Source organism: Micromonospora sp. PTRAS2, from assembly GCF_054052245.1.
On the sequence record NZ_JBSWBU010000045.1, the window covers coordinates 1 to 1,360 of the forward strand.

The window sequence follows — 1,360 nt, forward strand, 5'->3', positions numbered from 1 at the left end:
TAAGGCCGGACAGTCACCCACCTGGGACCATCCGGCGCCCACCCTCCGCCAGATCCACGACGAGTACGCCCGGCTCCGCGACGCGGCCGACCTGCCCGCCCAACGCGCATACTGGCGCGGCCAACTCCACGGCCTCCCCCGGCAGGGCGACGGTGGGCCGACCGTGTCGCTGGAGCAGGCTCTCGCCTGGGGCCCGAAGGCGGGGCACACCGTGACGGTGCCGCCCGAGGTGATGCAGCGGTGGGACCGGGCCGCCCGGGAGCACCGGTTCAGCCGCTCCAGCTACTTCGTCGCCGCCTTCGCCACCGCCCTGCGCGCCGTCCACCAGCAGGACGACATCGGCCTGCTGATGGTGGTCGCCAAGCGCGGCAGCAGGGTGCTCGACTCCGCGTTCACCACCCGACTCAACCTCAACTGCGTGCGGGTGCGCTTCGACGGGCCGCAGGACGACAAGCTCGTCCTGCGGGTCCACGAGACGGTCGCCGACCTGATGCGGGCGCAGGACGTGCCCTTCGCGGAGACCGCCGACGATCCCGCGGCCGGGCTCTCCAGCGAGGTGGTCGCCAGCCTGCCGACCTTCGTCTACCAGGACAACGTGGTGCTCCCGCTGGACCTGCCCGGCTGCCGCACCGAGGAGGTCGTCGACCCGTACGCCCGGGAGGTGTCCAACGGCCTCACCGTGGAGGTGCTGCCCCGCGCCGACCACGCCCTCCTGCGCGTCACCATCCGCACCGACTACCTGCCGTACCGCTTCGCCGAGGAGCTGAACGGCCACATGCTGCGCTTCCTCGAGGCCGGTCCCGCGCCGGCTCCGGGTCGCTGATCGCACGTCGTACCCCCTCGTGCCGGTGGGCGCGGACGACCGCGTCCACCGGGTTCACCTGGGTCTTTTCGCACCGGCCCCGCCTGCGGGCGACGCCGGTCCTGATCGGAGGTTTGGCTCATGTCCGTCGGGTTCGTTGGTGGTCCGGCCCAGGCTCCGGGGCTCACCGCCCCCGGCACCGACTTCGAGACCCTCGATCTGGTGGGTGATCTGCGGCGGGTGGTGGTGTGGCCGGCGCGGGCGGGTTCGGTGTCGGGGGTGGTGTCGTGGCCGTCGGGTGTGGCGGGTTCGGGTGTGGTGGTGGTGGCGGGGTTGGTGGGTGTGTTGGCGCGGTATACGGGTCAGTCGGAGGTGGTCCTCGGGCTGGCCTCGGGTGGTGTGGTGCGCGTGGATGTGGCGGGTGACCCGGGGTTCGGTGAGTTGACGGGTCGGGTGGCGGAGGCGTTGGTGGCTCCGTCGCCGGCGGCGGGTGGCCCGGTTGGTCCGGTCATGTTGCATGTGGTGGATGGGCCGGTGGGCGAGGTGGGGCCGGATGTG

2 protein-coding genes are annotated in these 1,360 nt (G+C 72.5%); both read left to right on the forward strand.

The features are described from left to right. Positions 1-823 (forward strand): condensation domain-containing protein (locus tag ACVMYR_RS33060; protein ID WP_431898292.1); only part of this gene is annotated, 823 nt, incomplete at its 5' end. A 201-nt stretch (positions 824-1,024) separates the two neighbouring features. Next, positions 1,025-1,360 (forward strand): hypothetical protein (locus ACVMYR_RS33065; RefSeq protein WP_457123697.1); only part of this gene is annotated, 336 nt, incomplete at its 3' end.